Raw genomic sequence first — 16,409 nt, 5'->3', positions numbered from 1 at the left:
GAAAGGCTCGCATGACCATCGCAACCGGCAGCGGCAACGCCGTCATATTCGACGGTGTGACCAAGGTGTTCGACACCGGGGACACAAGCTTTACTGCACTCGAGGACATCTCGTTCGCGGTACCCGCGGGCGGGATTTCCGGCGTGGTGGGGACGTCTGGTGCTGGCAAGTCCACGCTGATTCGTACCGTCAATGGGCTGGAGGTGCCGACGTCGGGCTCGGTGTCGGTACTCGGCGAGGAGCCCGCGAAGCTGAACGCTAAGCAGCTGCGTGACCTGCGGCGCAAGGTGTCGATGGTGTTCCAGAACTACAACCTTCTGGAGACCAAGACGGTTGCGGAGAATGTAGCCACGCCCCTGTTGCTATCGAAGACGCCGAAGGCGGAGATCCAGCGCCGTGTCGCGGAGGCCCTCGAAATGGTGGGGCTGGCCGACCGCGCAAGTCACAAGCCGCGCCAGCTTTCGGGCGGTCAGCGGCAGCGCGTCGGCATCGCTCGTGCGCTTGTGACCAATCCGAGTATTTTGCTTTGCGACGAGCCCACGTCCGCCCTGGATCCGCTCACCACAACACAAATCCTGGAGCTGCTCCGCAAGATCAACTCGGAGCTGGGCGTGACAATCCTCCTGATCACGCACCAGATGGACGTGGTGGCACGCCTCGCGGACGAGGTCGCGGTGCTGTCCGAGGGGCACCTGGTGGAGTCGGGCCCCGTCGCCGAGGTGTTCGCCGACCCGCAGCACCCGTTGACGCAACGGTTCGTGGAGACGGTCATCCAGCGCGAGGTCCCTGAGCATGTGCGCGAGACTATCCGCGAAGGAAGGTTTGACCGCGTGGTGCAGCTCGTCCACACGGGCGGGGCTGCTCAAGAGGTGTTCACGCAGCTCGTTGGCAAGTTTGGTGTGGATGCGCGGCTGCTGGCGTCGTCAAGTACTGAGCTTGCGGCAACCACCGTGGGCACCACCATCGTCGGCCTGCGTGGCGGCGAGACGGACGGCGCGGTGGCGTGGCTGTCGAGCCTGGAAGGTGTGACTGTGAATGAGGTGGAGGCGTAAATGGAACCGCTGAACTCCTGGTGGCGCGACCTCACGGGCTCGCGCGTGACTCCGTCGATGTACCTCGACTCCTTCGGGGAGACCGTGTACATGGTGGGGGTCGCGCTGTTCATTGGCGCTCTGGTTGGCATTCCGCTGGCGCTGGCGCTGGTAATCACCCGCCCGGGCGGTCTGCGCCCGAACCGGCTGGTGTACGGGGTGCTCAACGTGGTGGTCAACATCATCCGTTCCCTGCCGTTCATCATCTTGCTCGTCGCGATTTCGCCGTTCACCCGCTCTATTGTGGGCACCTCAATAGGCACGACGGCCGCGCTGGTACCGCTCACCCTGTACATCGCCCCGTTCATCGCCCGCCTCATCGAGCAGTCCCTGCTCGAGGTCAACCCCGGTATCACCGAGGCCGCCGAATCGATGGGGGCGAACATGTGGCAGACCATCCGCCACTTCCTCCTGCCGGAGGCGAAATCCTCCATCATCCTCGCGATCACGACGGCAACCGTGGGTCTCATCTCCGCGACCGCGATGGCCGGAACGATTGGCGGTGGCGGCGTGGGCGACCTTGCGATTGCCTACGGCTACCAGCAGTTCGACTCCGTAGCAATGCTCACCACCGTGATCATCCTGATCATCGTGGTGCAGGCCATCCAGTCGCTAGGTAATACACTCGCCCGCCGGGCCCGCGCGTAGCGCCCCAAACCGCTCAAAGCGTGGGATTCAAAGCGTGCGATGCAGCTCGCGCAGGAGGGCGCGCACGCGGGCGTCGATATCGTCGCGTACGAGGCGCATCCGTTCCATGCCTTCGATGCCACGGGTGGACGGCTCGTCGGTGTGCCAGCGTTCCAGGGTGCCGGCGGCGTCGGCTGGCATGCTGAGCTGGGCGGCGTCGCCAATTATTACTACTCGGTCGACTGTGCGCAGCAGTTCTGGGTCGATGGGTTTTGGTGTGCCGCGCGACATGTCGGCACCGAGTTCTGCAATTGCGGCGACGGATTCTTGGTTCAGCTTCGTGCCCGGTTTCGTGCCAGCGGAGAAGACGCTGACCTGGTCGCCTGCGTAGTGTCGCGCAAGCGCCGCCGCCATTTGTGATTTACCGCCGTTGCTGACGCAGACGAACAAGACACTGGGGTTCATGAACGGCTCCTTGCAGCTGGCAGGGTGGGATCGCCTGGGAAGAGTCTCTGCCCGATGCCGCGCATGAGGTAGACAAGTCCGACGAGGACGGGGATTTCGATGAGCGGACCGATCGTACCTGCCAGCGCTTGAGCCGAGGTGGCGCCAAACGTGCCGATCGCCACCGCGATGGCCAACTCGAAGTTGTTGCCCGCGGCGGTAAAGGACACGGAGGCGGATTGGGCGTAGCCCATCCCCGACGCCTTCGACACCACCAGGGCGATCAGGAACATGCCCACGAAGTACCCCAGCAGTGGCAGGGCGACTCGAGCAACGGTCCACGGTTGGGATGTAATCTGATCGCCTTGCAGGGAGAACAGCAGCACGATCGTGTACAGCAACCCCACGAGCGCAAGCGGGGAAACCGCTGGCAGGAAAGTCTCTTCGTACCACGCACGGCCCTTCACTCGCTCACCGATGATGCGGGAGAGCACTCCGGCAAGTAGCGGGATACCGAGAAACACCAGTACCGCGGTGACGATGGAGAAGAAGGAGAACTCCACAGAGGTGGTCTCCAGGCCCAGCCAGCTCGGCAGGATCTGCAGGTAGAACCATCCGAGCACGCCGAACATGAGCACCTGGAATACTGAGTTGATGGCGACCAGGACGGCCGTGGCTTCCCGGTCGGCGCAGGACAGGTCGGACCACACCAGCACCATGGCGATGCAGCGCGCCAGTCCGACGATGATGAGGCCTGTGCGTAGCTCTGGCTGGTCCGGCAGAAACAGCCAGGCCAGGGCGAACATGAACGCGGGGCCGACGATCCAGTTCAAGATGATGGAGACGGTCATGAGCCGTTTGTCGGTGGCGATCTCGCGGGTCTTGTCGTAGCGGACTTTGGCCAGCGGCGGGTACATCATCACCAAAAGGCCCAGCGCGATCGGCAGCGAAATACCGCCGACTTCAAAACGCTCAAGCGTGCTGCGGAGTCCTGGAACGGCGCGGCCCAGCAGCAGACCGAATGCCATCGCCAAGATGATCCACACTGGTAGAAATCTGTCGAGGAACGACATTCGAACGGGGGTCGGCTCTGGGTTGGTCATCTAATCACCTCACATATCGATAATTATCAATATGTGAAAATAGAGGGCCGCATAGACCGCTGTCAATATGAGAAGGTAGAAGTCATGCACGAACAATCCCCCGCCCCAGACTGCTGCTCACTCGGCTCCGGCCCACTCCCCCCAGAAGACGCCGAGCGCTACGCGGCCCTGTTCAAAGTGCTGGCAGATCCCGCCCGGCTGCGCCTCCTCTCCCGCCTCGCCGCAGAAGGGTGCGAGCCGATGAGCGTGACCGCGCTTACCGAGTATTCCGGGCTCAGCCAACCGACGGTCTCCCACCACCTCAAGAAGCTTGCCGAAGCCGGACTACTCAAAAAGTCCCGAACAGGCCGAACCGTCACGCACGAAATCTGCCCGGCTCCCTTCGCGGAACTGCGCACCGTCCTTCAGATGGACTAGGCGCCAGTTTCACAGGCGCGTAGCCACTACACTCAGTCGGCATGCTTGACGTTCTGACTGGTTTCGCCATCATCTTCACCGTGATCGCGGCGGGCTGGTGGCTTGCCCAGAAGAAGGTGATCGGCCCGGGTGAGCAGCGGCTGCAGCTCAACCGCATCGCGTTTCATGTGGCAACGCCGTCGTTGATTTTTTCGTCGGTGGCGGTCTCGGACACGGATGCGTTCTTCTCCCCGGTGATCCTGGTGATCGCGATCGCGACGGTGACCACGATGCTGATTTATTGGGCGATCAGTGCGGTGTGGTTCAAGCAGGATGCTGCGGAGACGATGGCGGGGGCGGCGTCGTCGAGTTATTACAACTCGGTCAATATCGGATTGCCCATCGCCACCTATGTGCTGGGGGATCCGACGTACGTGATTCCGGCGCTGGTGTTGCAGATGGCGGTGCTCTCCCCCATCGTGATCGCTGGCTTGGACCGTGGGGCGTCGGGGCTACTGAAGTCGGTCATCGCGGGGTTGAAGGCGCCGGTGGTGGTTGCGGCGTTTGCGGGGTTTGCGGTGTCGGCGTCGTCGTGGACGGTGCCGGAGCCGGTGCTCGCCCCGCTGCAGATTCTGGGTGGCGCGTCCATCCCCATGATTCTGATGAGCTTCGGCGCCTCGCTCACCGGGGAGAAGGTGCTGCAGAGCCAGCGCTTGGCGACGACCACCGCTACCATCCTCAAGCTGATCGGCATGCCGGCCGTAGCGTGGGTAGTGGCGTCGCTTCTGGGCCTGACCGGCTCCGATATGTACGCGGCCCTCATCCTGTGCGCGCTGCCGACGGCGCAGAACGTGTACAACTACGCGGCGACGTACCGCTCGGGGGAGGTGATCTGCCGGGACACCGTCTTCCTCACCACGTTCCTGTCACTGCCTGCGATGTTATTGATCGCGGGGGTGTTCTAGCCTTGACAAACATGGTGCGGTGGATCACACTCATAAAATGGCTAAGACACGGACTACATTTTTTGCCGCAGCGCTGATGGCTGCGGCGTTGCTTGTTGGGTGCTCCTCAACAGGCGGCGCACCCCGCTCCGAGAACACTGAAGGGACCGCTGGTGGCGTCGATACGCCGAGGTACGTGGTGGCCATGGTCACGCACGGTGCGCCGGGCGACACCTACTGGGACCTCGTGCGCAAGGGCGCGGAGGACGCGGCGAAGAAGGACAACATCGAGCTGCGCTACTCCTCCGACCCGCAGGCGCCGAACCAGGCGAACCTGGTGCGCTCGGCGGTGGACGCTGGCGTCGACGGCATCGCCGTGACCATGCCGAACGCCGAGGCAATCGGCCCCGCAGCGCGCAACGCTGTCGACCGTGGCATCCCCGTCGTCGGCCTGAACGCCGGTATGGGCAAGTACCAGGACTACGGGATGACCGGCTTCTTCGGCCAGGACGAGTCGGTGGCGGGCAACGCCGCCGGCGAGCGCCTCAAGGAGGAAGGCAAGTCGAACGTCCTGTGCGTCATCCACGAGCAGGGCAACTCCTCCCAGGAAGCGCGCTGCGACGGCGTCCGCAAGGGCCTCAACGGCAACGTCGAACTGCTCTACGTCAACGGCCAGGATCTGACATCCGTGCAGTCCACCATCACCTCGAAACTGTCGCAGGACAAGAGCTTCGACACCGTCTTCGCCCTCCAGGCGCCGGTGGCGATGCGCGCGACGGAGTCCGTGAAGCAGTCCGGGTCCAAGGCGCAGGTCGCCACGTTTGACACCAACGCCGAGCTTGTCGACGCCATCGCCGACGGCCGTGTCGCCTTCGCCGTCGACCAGCAGCCGTACCTGCAGGGCTACCTGGCCGTCGACTCACTGTGGATCGCGAAGCGCAACGGCGGCACCCTAGGCGGCGGCCGCCCCGTCTACACAGGCCCGAGCTTCGTAGATAAGGACAACGTGGACAAGGTCGCCGAGGCAGCGAAGGCGGGCATGCGATGAGCGCGGCAGTGAGCGAAGGGGCGTCGACAAGCGATGACCGGCTACGAACGCACACTGGCTTTTCCAAGCTCATCCGGCGCCCCGAGTTCGCTTCGATGCTGGGCTTCATCGCGATCTTTGCGTTCTTCCTGACCGTCGCCCCCGCGTTCCGCTCCTTTGAGGCGCTCGCGACCACCCTGTACGCGTCCTCGACGCTGGGCATCGTGGCGCTCGCGGTGGGGCTGCTGATGATCGGCGGCGAGTTCGACCTTTCCTCGGGCGTCGCCGTGACCACGGCCGCGCTGGCCGCGACGATGCTGAACTACAACCTGCACCTCAACTCGTGGGTTGGCGCGTTCATGGCGCTCGGGATCTCGCTGGCGATCGGCGCGCTGAACGGCTACCTGGTCACCCGCACCGGCATCGATAGCTTCCTGATTACGCTGGCGGCGTTTTTGATGCTGCAGGGCCTCAACCTAGCGGTGACCAAGCTGGTCACCGGCCAGGTGGCAACGCCGATCATCTCCGACATGGAGGGATTCCCTTCGGCGCACGTGGTGTTCGCTGGCACGTTTGACGTCGGCAATGTGACGCTGAACGTGACGGTGCTGTGGTGGCTGCTGCTCGTCGCGATTGCCTCGTTTGTGCTGTTCCGCACGAAGTTCGGCAACTGGATCACCGCGGTCGGCGGGGACCAGAACGCCGCGCGCGCCGTCGGCGTGCCGGTGCGCCGCGTGAAGATCCTGCTGTTCATGGGCGTGGGCTTCGCGGCCTGGTTCGTGGGCATGCACACCCTGTTCGCCTTCGACTCCATCCAGGCAGGCCAGGGCGTGGGCAACGAGTTCCTCTACATCATCGCCGCCGTCATCGGCGGCTGCGCCATGACAGGCGGCCGCGGCACCGCGGTGGGCACCGCGATCGGCGCGCTGATTTTCGGCCTGACGAACCAGGGCATCGTCTACGCCGGCTGGAACCCTGACTGGTTCAAGTTCTTCCTCGGCGCAACACTGCTGGTCGCCGTGTTTACGAACATGTCCTTCGCTAAGTACACCAAGGGGCGCTAAGTGGCTGTCATTGAACTGAAAAACATCACCAAGTCCTACGGCAGCTTCGACGCGCTGCGCGGGGTGAACCTCGCCGTCAACGAGGGCGAGGTCACGTGCGTGCTCGGCGACAACGGCGCCGGCAAGTCCACGCTGATCAAGATTCTCGCTGGTCTGCACCAGCCGACCTCGGGCGAAGTGCTTATCGACGGCCAGCCAACCACATTCACCTCTCCCCGAGACTCGATCGACACCGGCATCGCAACGGTGCACCAGACGCTAGCGATCGTGGATGAGCTCAGCGTGTGGCGCAACTTCTTCCTCGGCCAGGAGCTCACCGGCCGCTTCGGCGTCCTTCGCGACACCGAGATGAAGCAGATCTGTGCCAAGCAGCTCCTCGAGATGGGCATCGACATCCCCGACGTCGAGGTGGACGCCGGGAACCTTTCCGGCGGCCAGCGCCAGGTCGTGGCCATCGCACGCGCGGTGTACTTCGGCGCCCGCGTGCTCATCCTGGACGAGCCGACCGCGGCGCTTGGCGTGAAGCAGTCCGGCGTGGTCCTGCGCTTCGTCGCAGCTGCCCGCGACCGCGGCATCGCCGTCGTCCTGGTCACCCACAACCCGCACCACGCGTTCCTGGTCGGTGACCACTTCACCATCCTGAAGCTGGGCCGCCAGGAACTCGACGAGCCCCGGGAGAACGTGACCCTGGAGGAGCTGACCCACCAGATGGCTGGTGGCGGGGAACTCGAGGCGCTCAGCCACGAGCTGGGAAGGTAGCGGCGCGTTTCAGGTATACCTGAAACTCTTGCCGGTTTTAGCGATAGTTTCAGGTATACTCGAAACACATGAGAGCTCTGTACCCGCGACAGCAGTACCTGGACAACCTGCTGGCAGTCACCGATAACGACTTCGTGCGCATCATCACCGGCGTTCGACGCTGCGGGAAATCGACCCTCCTCGAGTTATACCGCCGCCACCTGCGCGAGCATGGCACCCCGGACGAAGCCATCATGGTGATCAACTTCGAGGACCAGGCCAACGCCATCCTGCGGGACCCGGCTGCCTTCCACGACGCCGTGACACAACGGCTCGCACAAGGGCTGCGCTACCTGCACGTCGATGAGGTGCAGGAGCTCAAGGACTGGGCACGCGTGATCAACTCGCTGCGGCTCAACGAGCAACTGGAGATCTGTGTGACCGGCTCCAACGCCTCCCTCTTCGTTGGCGAGTCGCTGACGTATTTGGCGGGGCGCTACATCGAGATCCCGATGCTGCCTCTTTCCCTGGCGGAGTTCATAGAGTTCCGCTACCCGGCGGATGCGCGCCCTGACCTTGACAGTGCGTTTCAGGAGTGGGTCACCATCGGCGGCTTCCCCGCCACGGTACAGCTCGCGGACCCGGTGGTGATTCGTCAGGCGAACTCCTCCCTGTTCGATTCCATCTTCACTCGCGACATTTCCCTGCGTGGCCAGATCCGCGACACCGACGCTTTCCTGCGCGTGGCCCGCTTCCTCTTCGACAACGCCGGAAACCCGGTGTCCACGCACCGCATCGTGGGCCACCTCAAGCACGAGGGGCTCAAGGCGTCGAGTGAAACGGTGGACCGCTACCTCGGACTGATGGCGGACGCGCACCTTATCTATCAGTGCCGGGATTACGACACGAAGGGCAAGCGGTGGCTGAGTACAAACGGCAAGTTCTACTTCGTCGACCCGGGCCTGCGCACCTCGCTGCTGGGCTCTCGCCCTTTCAACTTCGGCCACGACTTGGAAAACATGGTTTACCTTGAGCTTCGCCGCCGTGGGTACCAGGTTGCCACCGGTAAGGTTCCCGGTGGGGAGATTGATTTCATCGCCAACGACGGCCAGCGCACACTCTACATCCAGGTGGCGCTCACGGTTACCGAGCCTGCAACGCTCGCGCGCGAGCTCGCGCCGTTCGACGCCCTTCCCGTCGGGTCCCGCTGCATCCTCTTGACGACGGACCGCTTCGCCCCCGACACCGGCAACGTCGCGTGGCACGACGCCATCGAGGTCCTCGCGGGCGGGGCGCTAGACTAACGCTTCGTGACGAAGCTCCTGGAACTCCTCCCCGTTGACCCCGCCGACCCGCTCGCGATCCTGCCCGCCCTCGAGGAGGCCCTGACCGGCCAGCGCGCCCTGCTGCCCGTGCCGACGAACGACCCGGCGCGCGCGAACCTGCTGCGTAACACGCAGGGTGTGGGCGAGCCGATCGCGGACGACGTAGCCCTCGTGGTGGCGACCTCCGGGTCCACAGGCACCCCGAAGGGTGCGCTGTTGACCCCGACGAACCTGATTGCCAGCGCGGACGCCACCCACCAGGCGCTCGGCGGGCCGGGGCAGTGGCTGTTAGCGATGCCTGCCGCGTTCATCGCGGGTATCCAGGTGTTGGTGCGCAGCATGGTCGCGGGTGTCGAGCCCGCCTTTGTGGACCTGACCCACGGGTTCCTCGTGGATGAGTTCGCGGCGCGCACCGCGGAGATCGCGGCGACTGGGGACCGCTGCTACACAGCGCTGACCCCGCTGCAGCTGGACAAGGCGATGTCCACGCTCACCGGCATCGACGCGCTGCGCAGCTTCGACGCGGTGCTCGTCGGCGGGGCCGCCACGAATCCGGCACTGCTGGACTCGGCGACCAAGCTGCGCATCAACGTGGTCACCACCTACGGTTCCTCGGAAACCTCCGGCGGCTGCGTCTACGACGGGGTGCCCATCGCCGGCGCCAACGTGCGCATCCGCGACGGCCGCATCTGGCTCGGCGGTGTGTATAAGAGAACGGCGCTGCCGGCCGCGGCGGTTCCTGTGGGGCGCCCACCACCCGTCGCCCCGGCCCCCTACACGCCTCCGCGATGGGGCATCCGCGACGGCCGCATCTGGCTCGGCGGCCCCATGGTCGCGCGCGGCTACCGCAACCAGCCGGAGCACCCCGACTTCGCCGAGCCAGGGTGGTTCCGCACCTCAGATGCAGGCCAGCTTGTCGACAGCCACCTGACGGTCGAAGGGCGCGTCGATAATGTGATTGATTCGGGTGGCCTGAAGCTGCAGCCGGAGGTACTCGAGCGCTTCCTGCTGCGCGTGCCCGGCGTGGCGGACGCGTGCGTGGTCGGCGTGCCGGACGAGCGCTTCGGCCAGCGCATTTGCGCCGCTTTTGCGGGCGAGGCACAGGTGCCGGACGTGATGGATGCCCTGCAAGACCTGCCGCGGTGGCAGGTGCCGAAGGAGCTCAAGCGCGTCGCGGCGTTGCCACTGCTGGGGCCGGGCAAGGTGGACCGGTCCGCGGTGCGCGACCTGTTCTAGCGCGCCCCGACCACGGCACGGATGTCCTCGGCACTGTAGCTTGCGGCGAGCTGGGCGTCGTTGCCCCCGCGCAGGTTTGTGCGCACCAGCGCCACCGACTGCGAGCCTGGTACCAGCGGAAACTCCTTCGGTTTGTCAAAGACTTGGCGCACGAAGTGCCCGGAGCGCACCGCGCACATGTTGAGCCACACGTCGTCTGCGCTGGGTGCGGCGCGTTGGAATGCGTCGCCCTGGGCGGCGACGAAGTCCACCATCGCGGGTGGGTACGCCACACCGGATACGCCGGTGGCGAAGTGCCGTGGGCTCGGCGCGGTGGTGCGCACGCTGCGCCACTGCGTATACGGCGCGAACTGTCCGCCACGCAGGGCGATCTCGTGGGCGCGATACGCCGTGACTGCCAGCGGATCCACCACCAGCTTCTCGACGAACCACCTCGGGTACAACACGTCATCATCCACCGTGATCACGCTCGTCCCCGTGCCCGCGAGCTGCCGGAACGTGCCGTAGTACTTGGTGTGCGGGCCGTAGTGGCCGTCGGAACGTCGCACCTGCAGGCCGCGCTCCACGAGCTCCCGCAGCGGCTCGGGCCAGGGTGCATCGAAGTCCTCCGCGTCCAGCCACAGAATGGTGGGCACGCGGCGAGTCCCCACCAACAGCGATGCGAGGGTGTGGTGGACCGTCGATAAGCGGGTGCCGTGCGAAGTCAGGCTGATGACAGTGTGGCCCGTGGCCGGGAACTCCAGGCGCCCGGAGCGTACCGCCATCTGCAACGACGGCAGACGCAGCGCCGCGCCTATCTGCGCCACCGCCTGCCGCGCCGCGTAATCAACCCACATGGCGCACCACTTTAGCCGACAGGCCCGACACGGGGCATGATGGAAAGCATGAACGCACAACCCAACCTGCACGCGTGGTGGGAAGCCTCCCGCCCCCACACCTGGCCAAACGCCTTCGCGCCCGTCACCGCCGGCACCGGCGTCGCGGCCTTTACCGCGCACGCCAACCTCGGCCGGGCACTGTTGGCGCTGCTCGTGGCGTGGGCGCTGATCATCGGCGTGAACTTCGCCAACGACTACTCCGACGGCATCCGCGGCACCGACGACGACCGCTCCGGCCCCCTCCGCATCACCGCCAGCGGGCTTGCCCAGCCGAAAGACGTGAAGCTGGCCGCCTTCGTCGCGTTCGGAGTCGCCGGGCTGCTCGGCATCGTCCTGTCCGTGCTGGCCGGGGCGTGGTGGCTGATCCTGGTCGGCGCGGCCTGTATCGCCGCCGCCTGGTTCTACACCGGCGGCAACAACCCCTACGGATACATCGGACTTGGCGAGGTCAGCGTCTTCATCTTCTTCGGCCTCGTCGCCGTGATGGGCACCGAGTTCGTCCAGACCGGCTTCCTGTCCTGGGAGGGCCTGCTCGTCGCCGTGGCGATCGGCGCAATCTCCGCATCCGTGAACCTAGTCAACAACATCCGCGACATCCCCACCGACTCCGCCTCCGGCAAGCAGACCATCGCGGTCCGCCTCGGCGACAGCCGCGCCCGCACCCTGTTCACCGTCCTGACCTGCGTCCCGTTCGTAGTCAGCGTGCTGCTGGCCCTGGTGTACGCGCCGGCCCTGGTCGGGCTGGTAGCGCTCCCCCTGGCGATCGCCGCCATCATGAAGGTCCGCAGCGGCGCGACCGGCACCGCGCTCATCCCGGTCCTCGGGCTCAACGGCAAGGCGATGCTGGCCTGGGCCGTGCTCACGGCCGTTGCGCTGGCGTTCGGCGGGATGGTCGTCCCGTACGCGTAGGGCTGGTTCTTTGTGGTTTTGCGGGGTCTACGCACCAAATTCCCTCACACAGTTTGCGTGACCCGGGCTTTTCCAAACCGGCGTGCGAAAATCTAGGAATTTAGTGTCCTCGTTCGCCGCGCTAGTGACAAAAGACGCAACCCCCTTTTCGCGAACTGGGCTTTTACTCCCTCCCCCACCAAGAATTGCGTCCTTTGTCACTCGCCCCTCACACAAGACACCACATTCCCTCACACGACCTACACGAACTGGGCTTTTCCAAATCGACACACGATTCTTCAGGACACGCCCGGCGAACCTGGAGAGGATGGCAACGCAGCGAACATATCAATCCCGTCGGCCTCGTCCAGCCAGGCGCCCAGCAGCTTCGTGCCGTCGTGGATGGTGGTCTCGAGGTTGGTGGTGCCGTAGATGAACCTGCCAGCATCGAACGCCTGTTGGTCAAAGAACTCGAACCTGGCCGCCAGGCAGCGCTTCGACCCCGCATACGCCTCAGACTCTGTCACCTGGGTGATTGGGGAAACCGGACACAGCGTGAGGAAGGCTCTCGCACATACGCCCCCGAGGACCGACGAATCCGGACGGATCAGAGAGCCCACTGGTGTGTGAACGTACCGATGGCTCCGTGCCCCGTGTTCTTGCTTCGCCGTCGTCAACTAGGTAGCTTTGCAAGCAACATGACCGGTTCCGCTGCCCGCCTCGGTGGGAGTCCAGGGCCGGTCTTCGTTTTTTATCCCGAGCATGCCGAGCTGCTGCTGGCGCGATTGAACTACTGATGCGCCGTTTCTCCCAAGGCGACGGCACCGCCCGAGATGAATTCGTTGACGGAGCATCGTTTGACCTGGTGGTAGCCCTCTATGGGTTTGACGAACAATTGCGCCACAGCGTGTTCATCGAGCTTGATCGCGTGGAGTTGGCTATTCGAACCAAGCTCGGTCACGAACTGGGCCGCCTTGACCCGCTGATCTATTTGGATCCTCAACGTTTGAACGCCCGGGCACGGCAGCGAAACAAAGACGGGCGTAGCGTGCATGAGGTATGGGTGAGAAAGTACCAGTCGGCATTGAAAGCGTCGAAGGAGGACTTCGTCACCCACCACAAATCCAAATATGGCGGGACTCTACCCATCTGGGCGGCCGTCGAAATCATGGATTGGGGAATGCTGTCATACCTGTACGGCATGTCGCCCAATATCGTGCGCAAACGGATTGCCCAACCCTGCGGCCTAACCGGTCCTCAGCTTGAATCGTGGCTGAAATCCTTGAATATTCTGCGCAACTACGCAGCTCATCATGCGAGGATGCTCAACCGCGTTTACGACATCAAACCGAAACTGAACAATGACGTCAGGCTGGCTCCGGTAGCTGAAGGAATGAATCGCGTGTTCGGGCAGCTCTCCCTTATCCAATACTTGCACCGCCAACTGGGCTTGTCCCCAGCCGACCGGATGCCGAAGCTGTTCGACACTTACCCGCACAATCCCATCGTGCCGATTTCTCGCACAGGCGCACCTGACAACCGGCGTGAGTTGCCTCTCTGGCGCGTCTAATCCTTGCGGTTCATTACCGCGCGACCAAAAACACCGACTGGGTTGCCTGCAAAAGTCACGATCACGTTATCCGCACGACAAGTAAAACGGCACCGACGCCGTGTGCATTGATGATGCATTGTTAACCATAAATCTGACTCACAACCACTTGACATAGAGCGTCGTCAAAGCCAACTCGCTGGTGGACTACTCGGGGCCGACTCCTGCGGATAACGTGATGGAACGGCTACTTCAGGCACGCTCATAGTTATTGGCGTAGTGCGGGTGCGGTGTGGGCGTAGATGACGACCACTGCAATCAAGGCGATACAGACGGCGAAGGGTGCCAGCGGGTTCCACCCGTAAAGGGCGGTCGAAGCCAGCGGGGCAATCGCGTACGCCAACCCATTATTAGCGTTGATGATGCCAGCCACTGCGCCTTGCTCATCTGCACTCATCTTCAAGGTTGGGCCAGTGTTATACCCGGGCATCGCCAGTCCCATACCTACCCCCAGCACGATACACCCGACAACCAGTAAAGCGTGCGAGGAGGTAGGCCAAATGAGCACAGTTGCAACTAGTGTAATGGCCAGACCAGTACGTAAAAGCTTCGCTGCTCCCCACCCTGTCTTTGGAGCAATCACCGCTTGGGCAATGATCATGGTCACGCCCATGATGGTCAGGTAAATCGCGGAAATACCTGCGGTCGCAGTTGCCGACAGGGCGAAGCGGTCTTGGACAGTGAATCCAAAAATCGTAGCAACAGAAGAAAACACAAGAAACATCACCAGACCAGTTGCTAGCCAGGGAGCTACACGCGGATCAGTGAAGCGAATCCGTTGAGGCTTTGCAAAAAGTTGCCCTCGGCTTTGAGGTGCGAAACTCACCAAGAGAACAACCAGACCAATCACCATCACAACGGGCATGACCACCAAGGGCAAGAGCAGGCCACCAGCAGCGGCTAACACACCTCCAGTAACACCTCCAACAATGGAGGCCATCCCTTGAGCCGCTCCAATCATGCCCAGTGCTTTTACCCGCCCGTTCTCGCTGGCAGCATGCGTGACCAGGTGGGCTTGCGCGGTCGGGGCGATCGCTGAAATCCCTCCACCATAGAGCAAACCACGAGTGATCACAACACCAAAAACTAGTCCGACACCGCCAACTACCTGGTTCATCCCCAGGTAGGAGACAATACCGAAGGCGCTCAAAGCGATGATCGCGATCACAAGCCCGGCAGCGAGTACACGTTTAGCGCCGACACGTTGGGAAGCTCGCCCCCAATAAGCACTCAAGCTCGCTAGTACAATCGCTGCCAAAGAGATAGTGGCGCCAATATGCCATTCCCGCAATCCCATCTGTCGTGACAGTGGCGCGATGATCGGATTGAGAATCATTTGCCCCATAAAGGCGAGAAAAACGATTCCCACTACCAGGTTCGCTTGCGCTCCTGGATCAATAGAGCTCTGTGTCGGCTTATTACTACGAGGGTCGGGCATCACTACACTCCATTACTAGAACACTGTTTCACTTAGGGATATTGTAGAATGGTGTTCTAGTAAGGGTCAAGGAATAAGTTAGGGTCACCTTATGAACACTGTGCCAACGGGGCGAAGGGCTGGGCTATCACGCGAGCTGATTGTCAAACAAGCTGTACAGTTAAGCGCGATCAGTGGCGTTGAGGGATGGTCAGTACGGGACATTGCCCGTGAACTGGGCGTGGTTCCCTCAGTGATTTATCATTATTTTCCAAACAAGGAAGCCATTTGTGATGCTGTTGTAGACCGGGTATGTGTCGGGATTGAAGTTCCCGACCCGGACCTTGAATGGAAAGCCTGGTTTCGAGCTATGGCTCACAATCTACGCCCCGCATTGTTAGCATATCCGGGGATTACCGACAGGTTCGCGCGGGGCAAGTTCACCGAACAGTTTTTGCCGATGATCGATGGAGCCTGGGCCAAACTACAAGAAGCTGGGTTTGGTGACAATTCGCCTGTGGCCTACACAATTATCGCGAACTCGATCATCCACACGATCGGAGCGAGAAACCTGCGCGCATCCAATCAAATCCAGCCTCGCCACAACCTGCACGAAATGCTTGTCAGGCTTGAGCCTATGATGGCTCAATCTGTTGGACTGACCAGTATTGTCAACTCTTACCTGGAGCCTCTCTCACACCCTGATGAAGAAGAAGCGATGTCCGAGGAATACTACGACCTCGTCATCGATGTGATCCTAGACGGCATCGAACACACCCTGCTGCCTTAACTCTGACCCACTTCTCAATCATCGTCTTAGTGAGCGCCCGCACAGCTGTGTACTTCAACACAGCGGATGTACCCCAGTTGATAAGCCGGGTCAGTTCACGTTCACCCCCGCGTTCTCATGGTCACGGAGACGGTTAAGTAGTTCTTCCTGATACGGATTATTCATGGTGTGCCCTTCATCCAGGTATGGGTAAAGGGGGCCAAGGCACACACCCTGACCCCCTTCGCTGTCTGCTACGGGCTAGCGTCTACTCGGTAGCACCCGCCGTGGTCGGCTCCACCACATCCTGTTCAGCCGTCGCCAGCGCCTCCGGGCGGATCACGGAACCGCCGTACACCTGGAGGCCCGTAATCGCACGGGTGAAACGGAACGGCAGCATGGACGATTCCTCCACCTCCGTGATCTGGTAGCCGAACGGGGTAGCCATCGGGTGGCCCGCAATGACCACCTCACGGCCCGCCACCGTCGGCACCGTCGGCGCGGAAATGATGCGAAACCCGAGCAGGCGACCAATCTCACCGTTCAAGAGATTGCTGTTGTTCACTGCCTTGTCCAGGCGCTCGTCGTGCAGCAGCGCCGCTTCCATCTCGGGGCCAACCATCACGAAACGGTCAGTCTTCGGAACGTGGGTAGCATTCAACTTCTTACGCAACTTCACTAGCACGGAGAAAGAATCCTTGGAATCAATATCCAACGGAAGCTTGCCCACCTGGTTCTGCTTACGAACGCCGTCCTTCATGAGTTTGCCGATGTAGGTATCGACCTGCTCGGACATGCCTTCCTCTGCCTCGCTGACTGCCTCCGGCTTCACGTCCAGAGCAGACTGGACGGA

General features: G+C 62.6%; 17 protein-coding genes and 1 pseudogene. 12 read left to right on the top strand and 6 right to left on the bottom strand.

Features of this window, described 5'->3' with window-relative positions; translation table 11 throughout:
* Nucleotides 1-11: 11 nt before the first annotated feature.
* Both BQ4436_RS05060 and BQ4436_RS05055 read left to right on the top strand, forming a co-directional pair.
* Nucleotides 12-1,052 carry a methionine ABC transporter ATP-binding protein gene (locus BQ4436_RS05060; RefSeq protein ID WP_070975752.1) on the top strand — a complete coding sequence of 347 codons (1,041 nt, stop codon included), beginning with the start codon at nt 12-14 and terminating at the stop codon, nt 1,050-1,052.
* A complete protein-coding gene (locus BQ4436_RS05055) occupies nt 1,053-1,739 on the top strand; it encodes a methionine ABC transporter permease (protein WP_070975750.1) in 687 nt (228 codons plus the stop codon). It begins immediately after the preceding gene.
* 27 nt (nt 1,740-1,766) lie between these two features.
* On the opposite strand, the gene BQ4436_RS05050 is transcribed toward BQ4436_RS05055, so the two are convergent.
* Nucleotides 1,767-2,183, bottom strand: coding sequence for an arsenate-mycothiol transferase ArsC (locus BQ4436_RS05050; protein WP_070975749.1), 417 nt, complete (start codon nt 2,181-2,183; stop codon nt 1,767-1,769).
* Nucleotides 2,180-3,265 (bottom strand): ACR3 family arsenite efflux transporter, encoded by a 1,086-nt coding sequence (gene arsB, locus BQ4436_RS05045; protein ID WP_070363167.1) that lies wholly within the window; start codon nt 3,263-3,265, stop codon nt 2,180-2,182. The genes BQ4436_RS05050 and arsB overlap by 4 nt, the downstream gene beginning before the upstream one ends.
* A gap of 84 nt (nt 3,266-3,349) precedes the next feature.
* On the opposite strand from arsB, the gene BQ4436_RS05040 reads away from it, so the two are divergent.
* The 7 genes from BQ4436_RS05040 to BQ4436_RS05010 all read left to right on the top strand — a co-directional run bounded on the left by BQ4436_RS05040 (nt 3,350) and on the right by BQ4436_RS05010 (nt 9,995).
* On the top strand, nt 3,350-3,682 hold the full coding sequence (locus BQ4436_RS05040; RefSeq protein ID WP_070477452.1) for an ArsR/SmtB family transcription factor: 333 nt from the start codon (nt 3,350-3,352) through the stop codon (nt 3,680-3,682).
* A 41-nt stretch (nt 3,683-3,723) separates the two neighbouring features.
* Nucleotides 3,724-4,626, top strand: coding sequence for an AEC family transporter (locus tag BQ4436_RS05035; RefSeq protein ID WP_070975747.1), 903 nt, complete (start codon nt 3,724-3,726; stop codon nt 4,624-4,626).
* A gap of 37 nt (nt 4,627-4,663) precedes the next feature.
* The gene (locus BQ4436_RS05030; RefSeq protein WP_070975745.1) at nt 4,664-5,653 is read left to right on the top strand and encodes a substrate-binding domain-containing protein; all 990 of its coding nucleotides are present in this window, start codon (nt 4,664-4,666) and stop codon (nt 5,651-5,653) included.
* Nucleotides 5,650-6,696: an ABC transporter permease gene (locus tag BQ4436_RS05025; protein WP_070975743.1), complete on the top strand. Its 1,047-nt coding sequence runs from the start codon at nt 5,650-5,652 to the stop codon at nt 6,694-6,696. Before BQ4436_RS05030 ends, BQ4436_RS05025 begins: the two co-directional genes overlap by 4 nt.
* Nucleotides 6,697-7,455 (top strand): ATP-binding cassette domain-containing protein, encoded by a 759-nt coding sequence (locus BQ4436_RS05020; protein WP_070975742.1) that lies wholly within the window; start codon nt 6,697-6,699, stop codon nt 7,453-7,455.
* A 68-nt stretch (nt 7,456-7,523) separates the two neighbouring features.
* Entirely contained in the window at nt 7,524-8,738 is a 1,215-nt protein-coding gene (locus tag BQ4436_RS05015; RefSeq protein WP_070975740.1) for an ATP-binding protein, read from the top strand.
* 6 nt (nt 8,739-8,744) lie between these two features.
* The gene (locus tag BQ4436_RS05010) at nt 8,745-9,995 is read left to right on the top strand and encodes an AMP-binding protein (RefSeq protein ID WP_070975738.1); all 1,251 of its coding nucleotides are present in this window, start codon (nt 8,745-8,747) and stop codon (nt 9,993-9,995) included.
* Here the strand turns inward: BQ4436_RS05010 and BQ4436_RS05005 are convergent.
* Nucleotides 9,992-10,831 carry a glycosyltransferase gene (locus tag BQ4436_RS05005; protein WP_070975736.1) on the bottom strand — a complete coding sequence of 280 codons (840 nt, stop codon included), beginning with the start codon at nt 10,829-10,831 and terminating at the stop codon, nt 9,992-9,994. The genes BQ4436_RS05010 and BQ4436_RS05005 overlap by 4 nt on opposite strands.
* Nucleotides 10,832-10,879: 48 nt before the next feature.
* On the opposite strand from BQ4436_RS05005, the gene BQ4436_RS05000 reads away from it, so the two are divergent.
* On the top strand, nt 10,880-11,782 hold the full coding sequence (locus tag BQ4436_RS05000) for a 1,4-dihydroxy-2-naphthoate polyprenyltransferase (RefSeq protein ID WP_143000824.1): 903 nt from the start codon (nt 10,880-10,882) through the stop codon (nt 11,780-11,782).
* 278 nt (nt 11,783-12,060) lie between these two features.
* On the opposite strand, the gene BQ4436_RS04995 is transcribed toward BQ4436_RS05000, so the two are convergent.
* Nucleotides 12,061-12,288 carry a hypothetical protein gene (locus BQ4436_RS04995; protein ID WP_255366131.1) on the bottom strand — a complete coding sequence of 76 codons (228 nt, stop codon included), beginning with the start codon at nt 12,286-12,288 and terminating at the stop codon, nt 12,061-12,063.
* A gap of 171 nt (nt 12,289-12,459) precedes the next feature.
* On the opposite strand from BQ4436_RS04995, the pseudogene BQ4436_RS04990 reads away from it, so the two are divergent.
* Nucleotides 12,460-13,331, top strand: a pseudogene (locus tag BQ4436_RS04990) (Abi family protein).
* Nucleotides 13,332-13,578: 247 nt separating this feature from the next.
* On the opposite strand, the gene BQ4436_RS04985 reads toward BQ4436_RS04990, so the two are convergent.
* Complete coding sequence (locus tag BQ4436_RS04985; protein ID WP_070495012.1) at nt 13,579-14,808, bottom strand: MFS transporter; 1,230 nt, start codon at nt 14,806-14,808, stop codon at nt 13,579-13,581.
* Between the two features lie 91 nt (nt 14,809-14,899).
* Here BQ4436_RS04985 and BQ4436_RS12330 point away from each other — a divergent pair, with 91 nt between their 5' ends.
* On the top strand, nt 14,900-15,577 hold the full coding sequence (locus BQ4436_RS12330) for a TetR/AcrR family transcriptional regulator (protein WP_070614954.1): 678 nt from the start codon (nt 14,900-14,902) through the stop codon (nt 15,575-15,577).
* 247 nt (nt 15,578-15,824) lie between these two features.
* Here the strand turns inward: BQ4436_RS12330 and BQ4436_RS04975 are convergent, their stop codons facing one another.
* A complete protein-coding gene (locus BQ4436_RS04975; protein WP_143000823.1) occupies nt 15,825-16,388 on the bottom strand; it encodes a hypothetical protein in 564 nt (187 codons plus the stop codon).
* Nucleotides 16,389-16,409 lie beyond the last annotated feature (21 nt).

This window comes from Corynebacterium sp. MC3 (assembly GCF_900099485.1).
GTDB lineage: Bacteria > Actinomycetota > Actinomycetes > Mycobacteriales > Mycobacteriaceae > Corynebacterium > Corynebacterium pseudogenitalium.
Note: the sequence above shows the minus strand (reverse complement) of the source record. Positions and strands in the feature narration are given on the sequence as shown.